General features: G+C 33.3%; 8 protein-coding genes. All 8 read right to left on the reverse strand.

All coding sequences use genetic code 11. The features are described from left to right. Positions 1–172: 172 nt before the first annotated feature. The 8 genes from ACR0QS_RS10005 to ACR0QS_RS10040 all read right to left on the reverse strand — a co-directional run bounded on the left by ACR0QS_RS10005 (position 173) and on the right by ACR0QS_RS10040 (position 6106). Positions 173–727 carry a flavodoxin gene (locus ACR0QS_RS10005; RefSeq protein WP_432633304.1) on the reverse strand — a complete coding sequence of 185 codons (555 nt, stop codon included), beginning with the start codon at positions 725–727 and terminating at the stop codon, positions 173–175. Positions 728–975: 248 nt separating this feature from the next. Then, positions 976–1407 carry a cyclophilin-like fold protein gene (locus ACR0QS_RS10010; RefSeq protein ID WP_432633305.1) on the reverse strand — a complete coding sequence of 144 codons (432 nt, stop codon included), beginning with the start codon at positions 1405–1407 and terminating at the stop codon, positions 976–978. A 30-nt stretch (positions 1408–1437) separates the two neighbouring features. Next, positions 1438–2523 (reverse strand): NAD(P)-dependent alcohol dehydrogenase, encoded by a 1086-nt coding sequence (locus ACR0QS_RS10015; RefSeq protein ID WP_432633306.1) that lies wholly within the window; start codon positions 2521–2523, stop codon positions 1438–1440. A gap of 52 nt (positions 2524–2575) precedes the next feature. Beyond that, positions 2576–3433 carry a carboxymuconolactone decarboxylase family protein gene (locus ACR0QS_RS10020; RefSeq protein ID WP_432633307.1) on the reverse strand — a complete coding sequence of 286 codons (858 nt, stop codon included), beginning with the start codon at positions 3431–3433 and terminating at the stop codon, positions 2576–2578. Between the two features lie 21 nt (positions 3434–3454). Then, the gene (locus ACR0QS_RS10025; protein WP_432633308.1) at positions 3455–3886 is read right to left on the reverse strand and encodes a cyclophilin-like fold protein; all 432 of its coding nucleotides are present in this window, start codon (positions 3884–3886) and stop codon (positions 3455–3457) included. Between the two features lie 140 nt (positions 3887–4026). Then, complete coding sequence (locus tag ACR0QS_RS10030; RefSeq protein ID WP_432633309.1) at positions 4027–4959, reverse strand: aldo/keto reductase; 933 nt, start codon at positions 4957–4959, stop codon at positions 4027–4029. A gap of 58 nt (positions 4960–5017) precedes the next feature. Further along, positions 5018–5521 carry a (R)-mandelonitrile lyase gene (locus ACR0QS_RS10035; protein WP_432633310.1) on the reverse strand — a complete coding sequence of 168 codons (504 nt, stop codon included), beginning with the start codon at positions 5519–5521 and terminating at the stop codon, positions 5018–5020. A 45-nt stretch (positions 5522–5566) separates the two neighbouring features. After that, positions 5567–6106 (reverse strand): flavodoxin, encoded by a 540-nt coding sequence (locus tag ACR0QS_RS10040; protein ID WP_432633311.1) that lies wholly within the window; start codon positions 6104–6106, stop codon positions 5567–5569. Positions 6107–6130: the final 24 nt, after the last annotated feature.

Below are 6130 nucleotides of genomic sequence, written 5' to 3' on the forward strand. Positions count from 1 at the left end.
ATATTATATTTAATCTGCCTTTCATTTTTTCTCTCCTTTGTTTTTTAAATTTATTTTTTAAAAATATAATCAATTAAAATTTATTTCAAATTAAGGCTGATAAAATTTTTTCTTTTTAATTTTTTAAATCAATTCTATCAAGCCTTAATAGAAATAGTTTGATAGAAATCGTTTACAGAATTCCTATTTTTGTAAGCCAATTTCTTATATCGTTTTCCGAACTTCTAACCGAACCGCCGCTTATAGCCAAACCTTCGAGTATATTAGCGTTTGGATATAAAGCTCTTAAATCGCTAACGCTTCTTCCGAGTCTCGAACCTCCATGCGTGCATAGAAGGACAATTTTTTTGGAAGAAATATCGCTATTGTCGATTAGAAATTTTTTCACCGCTTGAGGATAAGTTCCCCACCAGTTTGGAAAAGCCACTATAATATTATCGTATTGTGATAAATTATTTACTCTTCCGTTATTTAATTCTGGAAGGAAATTTCTTCTCTGTTCGTCTCTCGCTTGGTCAACGCATTGACGATAATCGCTCGGATAAGGATTTTTTACCGTTATCTCAAAAATATCCGCTCCCGCTAATCTTCTCGCGTTTTCCGCCGCCACTCTCGTATTTCCGCTCCATGAAAAGTAAACCACTAAAGTTTTACTCGTTTGAGCGTTTAGAAAAGCGCCCGTTAAAAATATTAGGCTTGTTAAAAAAATTATTATTTTTTTAGTCATTTGTTTTCTCCTATTAAATTTTTTCTTTTTTAACTTTTTAAAATTTTGATTTTTGTTTTTTAATTATTTTTTATTTTTTATTTTTCCTCCTTTCAATTTTAGATTTTGTTTTTAATATTTTTTGTTCCCTCCTTGCCATTAGCATTTTTTAATTTTTAATTATTTATTTGTATTTTAAGATATTAAAACAATCATAGCAAATACTTTTGTTTTATAACTAATTATGCTTTAAAAGTATTATTTATTGATTATCTTACAATATCGAAACTAACTTCAACATCTCCCGTAGAATTAAAAATTTCTACTCCAGAATTTATTTTTCCGATTTTTTGCATTGAAAATCTCTCTCCGTTTTGCTTATACATAATCACAAAACTTCTTCTTGGCGGATAATAAATTATATCGCCAACTTCGTATCCCATGCTTCTGACATTATCGGTAGGTAAAGCGCTGTCGAAACGATAGCACATTTCCCTTCCGTATAAATCCATCATTGGAAGCGTCATTGGAAGTTTTTCTATTAAAGCTCTCGTTGTCGCGTTATCTTCCAAAACCGCCGTAAGCTCTCTGCCGTTTACCGTTATTTTCATTTGTATCATGTTGTTTCCCTGCGCGTTAATCTCTCCAAATTCGCATGAAAGAATAATTAACGCTAATAATAAAATTATTTTTTTAGTCATTTAATAATCTCCTTTTGTTTTTATTCTTTTTTATTTTAAAGTCTTCATATCTATGACATATCTGAATTTTGCCTTTCCAGTGGTTAATTTTTCATAAGCCTCGTCTATTTGATTTGCCGATATTATCTCCGTTTCTGGATATATCTTATGTTTAAGTGAAAAATCGAGCATCTCTTGAGTTTCTTTTATTCCGCCGATTAAAGAACCGTAAACCTTTTTTCCCGCCGCATAAACAAGTCTTTTAAAATCTATCGATTGTTGAGCGTCCGCTGGAGGAAGTCCAACTATAGCCAATTCTCCGCCGTATTTTAACAAATCAATATAATCGTTTACATTATAACTTGTAGGAATTGTGGAAACGATTAAATCAAAACGAATTTTTGTTTCTTTTGTAGAAGTGAATAAATCTTTCGCTCCCATTTCCAAAGCTTCTTTTTTCTTATTTTCATTTCGAGCGAATACATAAACATCCGCTCCCATTTGAATCGCGTATTTTACAGCCATAGAACCGAGTCCGCCGAAACCAGCCACTCCGACTATATCTCCTTTTTTAACTCCCGTAAATTTAAGCGGAGAATAAGTTGTAATTCCCGCGCAGAGTAAAGGAGCGACTTTTTCAAGCGGAGCGTCTTTCGGAACGGTTATTGCAAATTTTTCGCTAACCACTATATTATTGGAATATCCGCCGTAAGTAGTTTCGTTATCATGAAAATAGTCTTTTGAATTATAAGTTGCCACAAATCCTCTTTCGCAGAATTGTTCATGACTTATTTTACAGGCTTCGCATTCGCCGCAGCTATTAACCATACAGCCGACTCCAGCATAATCGCCAACTTTGAATTTTGTCACTTTGCTTCCAACTGCCACGACTTGTCCCGCAATTTCATGACCTGGAACCATAGGATAGATTCCTTCTCTCCATTCGCTTCTTGCCGAGTGTATATCGCTATGACATACTCCAGCGTAAAGAATTTCGATTAAAATATCGTTTTCTCCCATAGAATGTCGCGAGAATTCAAAAGGCTTAAAATTATCGCTCTTGCTATTTACCGCATAACCTTTCGCAGTTATTCTCTTTCCCTCTTTCGCTTCGTTTAAATTATTTTCTAATAACATTTTATTTCTCCTTTGCCATAAGGCATTTTTAATTTATTTTACCTACCTAAATTTAATTAATTCCGTTTATTATCGCTATGGCATTCAAAGTTCTCGGATAGCCGATATACGGAATGCATTGAGTCACCGCTTTTATAAGAGTATCTTTATCGTTTCCCATAGAAATATTCGCGTTGGCATGGCTTGTCGCTTGAGGTTCGGCGCCGCCTAAAGATATTAACATTATAAAAGTCAAAAGTTCTCGCGTCTTCAAATCCAAACTTTCTCTCGTATAAAAATCTCCGAAACACATGGCGGATAAATAATTTTGAATATGCTTTAAATTTTCTGGAGCGTTTTTATGCATATCTAAAATTCTATCTCCAAATATGGTTGTTTGAGCATTTAAACCTTTTTCAAATCTCGTCTCTTCCGAAACCGTAGATTGAGACGGCAGAGGAAGTTTTATATTTTTATTTTTAAAAACTTTATTCGCTTCTTCCAGCGCCGCAAACACTCTCGGAAAACCGACATAAGGCGCGCATTGATACAAAGCCTCTTTTATTTCGATTGCGCTCGCTCCGACATTCAAAGCCGCTTCGACATGTTCCGCTATCATTCCGTTCCCTTGACTCGCCGTGAGAGAGACTAAAGTTATTAGCTCTCTTAATTTCGGTTCTAAATCTCCATGATTATAAACCTCTCCGTAGACGAAATTATTGAATATATTTTGCAAATCTTCGTCTTCTTTTGAAATTGCAAAATCTCTCCACAATAATTCTTTATATTTTTCGTTCGCTTTCATTGTTATTTCTCCTTTGCCATCGGCATTATTTATTTGATTTGACGAATTTTGATTATTTCCCGAACATGAGATTATAAACAAAATCGCCGTTATTAAATGCATTATCAAAAATTTTATTTTATTCATTTTAATTTTCCCTATTTTATTTTAATCGACTACTTCTATTCTTACTTCAAAACTTCCGCGCATATTCGCAAGTTTATCAATATCGTTTAATGTTCCGATTTTAATCAAACTTCGCGAGTATCTAAAATCTCTGTAAAAAATAGCCAAATTTCCCCAAGGCATATAATAGGAAATATCGCCTCTTTTTGGAGTAAAGCCTTCGGGTTCTCCTTGTCCAGATAATTTTGTCGGCAAATAGCTTATTTTTTCTGTAGAATTATAATCTTCAAATTTTAGATTCGCTGGAAGTTGAGATAAAAATTCTTTTCCGCTTTGAGTATTCAAAACCTCTCCGTAAATCTCGTTTCCTCCGAAAGTCATTTTTATCATTGTTTTTCCTCCGTTATTTTGCGCTAAAATAATAATTTGAAAAACTATTATAAAGCTTAAAATAAAAACTAATTTTTTAAACATAATTTATTCTCCTTCGCCATTGGCGTTTTTAATTATTTATTTTGATTTTAAGATATTAAAACAATCATAGCAAATACTTTTGTTTTATAACTAATTATGCTTTAAAATTATAATCAAAAATATTTTATCTTTTATATTAATTAATTTCTTCTTCCAAATGAAGAATGTTTTTGATTGCGTTCCAATCCGTTTATTAAATTCATTTCTTCGTCCGATAATTCAAAATCAAATATTGAAATATTTTCTTTAATATGATTTGGATTGCTCGAACCAGGAATTGCCACAACTCCGCTTTGAAGATGCCATCTTAAAATTATTTGAGCGGAAGATTTATTATGCGCTTTTGCTATAGACGAAATAGTTTTATCTTCAAAAAGTCGAGTTCGATTCGCCCGTCCTCCCAAAGGATACCAAGCTTCCATAATTATTCCTTTACCGCTTGCATATTTTATAACATCTTTTTCTTGAAAATACGGATGAATTTCATTTTGAACTAAAGCTGGAGTAATAGTTATCTGCCTTAAAAATTTTTCAATGTCTTCAGTATAATAATTGGATAATCCCAAAGAACGAATTTTTCCTTCTCTAACGGCTTTTTCCATAGCTTTATAGGCTTCAATATCGTTTGCGCCGGGATGATGCAAAAGCATTAAATCTATATATTCCACTCCCAATTTTTGAAGAGCATCGTTTATCGCTTTTTCCGCGTTAGCGTATTGGCTCATATATAATTTAGTAGTTATAAATATCTCTTCTCTCGGAACTCCGGATTTTTTTATCGCTTCCCCGACTTTATCCTCATTTCCGTATATATAAGCGGTGTCGATTAATCTATAACCGTTTTGAAGCGCGGATAAGACGGAATTATAACAAGTATCTCCGTGAAGCTGAAAAGTTCCGATTCCTAAAATCGGCATTCTATAACCGCTATTTAAAAGAATAGTCGGCGCTTTTCCGTTTTCTCCGTTTGACAAATCAAAACCGTTTGAATTTGAATATAGATTTTCGCTTGCAATACAACTAAAAATAAGCAAAAATAAAATTGTCGTTCCAAAGCATATTAACTTTTTCATTGTAAATCTCTCCTTGTATTTTTTATTTATATTTATTTTTTATTTAACTATTTAAAAATCATCTGTCGTTATATTCTTCGTCCGTCACTTTTTCCATCCAAGTCACGCCCGAACCGTTTGATACTCCCGTTATAGCGGCATGTTTCATATAAGAATTTGGAGATGCGCCATGCCAATGCTTTACATTAGGCGGACAATATAAAACATCTCCCGCTCTAAACTCTTGTATCGGTTTTCCTTCTTCCTGCGTAAGTCCTATGCCTTCAAGCACTATTAAATGCTGTCCCGCTGGATGAGTATGCCAAGCGCTTCTTGCTCTCGGCTGAAATGTCACATAGGCTATAGAAAAATGCGAAGAACTATTTGGCGGAATTATTGCCTCCACTTCAACATTTCCCGTAAAATATTCTTCCGAACCTTTTGACTTCTGTCCCGAACCGTTAACTATTAAAGAAGTTTCTGAAGGCGGAGCGGGATAATTATTTTCGCCGTTTCCCGCATTATTCGAACATGCAACCGACATAATAATTATTATTGATAATACATTTAAAATTTTGAACATTTTTATTCTCCTTAAAAATATTTAAAATATTTATTAAATTTAATTTTATAAAATTCTGTTTAACCAATTTTGCAAATTATTTTTTGAATTTCGAGCCTCTCTTCCATAAATTGAAAAACCTTCCAATATTGTAGAGTTTGGGCATAATTCTCTTATACTATTTACGCTTTCGGCAAAACCTCCGCCTCCATGCGTGCATAAAGGAACTATTCTTTTACCCGAAAAATTATTTGACGATAAAAAACTTTTCACAACCAAAGACAAATCGCTTCCCCAATTCGGATAACCCAATATTATAGTATCGTATTGAGAGACATTTATACTATTTGCCAATCTTGGAAGAGTGGAACTTTCTTTTTCTCTTCTATACTGTTCGACTGCGGCATTGTAATCGTTAGGATATCTATTTGCTGGAATTATTTCAAATATATCCGCGTTTAGAATTTCCCTCACATACTCGGCGGCTACCCTAGTATTTCCGCTATAAGAAAAATAAACCACTAAAGTTTTGTTTGCTTGAGCGTTTAGAAAAGCGCCCGTAAAAAATATTAGGCTCGTTAAAAATATTATTATTCTTTTTGTCATTTGTTTTCTCCTTTGCCATAAGGC

Source organism: Brachyspira sp., assembly GCF_050873525.1.
Lineage (GTDB): Bacteria > Spirochaetota > Brachyspiria > Brachyspirales > Brachyspiraceae > Brachyspira.

Excerpts from the sequence above, each read along its gene's own strand:
- ACR0QS_RS10035 (WP_432633310.1), bottom strand. The coding sequence starts at position 5,521 with ATGTTCAAAATTTTAAATGTATTATCAATAATAATTATTATGTCGGTT.
- ACR0QS_RS10040 (WP_432633311.1), bottom strand. The coding sequence starts at position 6,106 with ATGACAAAAAGAATAATAATATTTTTAACGAGCCTAATATTTTTTACG.
- ACR0QS_RS10005 (WP_432633304.1), bottom strand. The coding sequence starts at position 727 with ATGACTAAAAAAATAATAATTTTTTTAACAAGCCTAATATTTTTAACG.
- ACR0QS_RS10025 (WP_432633308.1), bottom strand. The coding sequence starts at position 3,886 with ATGTTTAAAAAATTAGTTTTTATTTTAAGCTTTATAATAGTTTTTCAA.
- ACR0QS_RS10015 (WP_432633306.1), bottom strand. The coding sequence starts at position 2,523 with ATGTTATTAGAAAATAATTTAAACGAAGCGAAAGAGGGAAAGAGAATA.
- ACR0QS_RS10010 (WP_432633305.1), bottom strand. The coding sequence starts at position 1,407 with ATGACTAAAAAAATAATTTTATTATTAGCGTTAATTATTCTTTCATGC.
- ACR0QS_RS10020 (WP_432633307.1), bottom strand. The coding sequence starts at position 3,433 with ATGAATAAAATAAAATTTTTGATAATGCATTTAATAACGGCGATTTTG.
- ACR0QS_RS10030 (WP_432633309.1), bottom strand. The coding sequence starts at position 4,959 with ATGAAAAAGTTAATATGCTTTGGAACGACAATTTTATTTTTGCTTATT.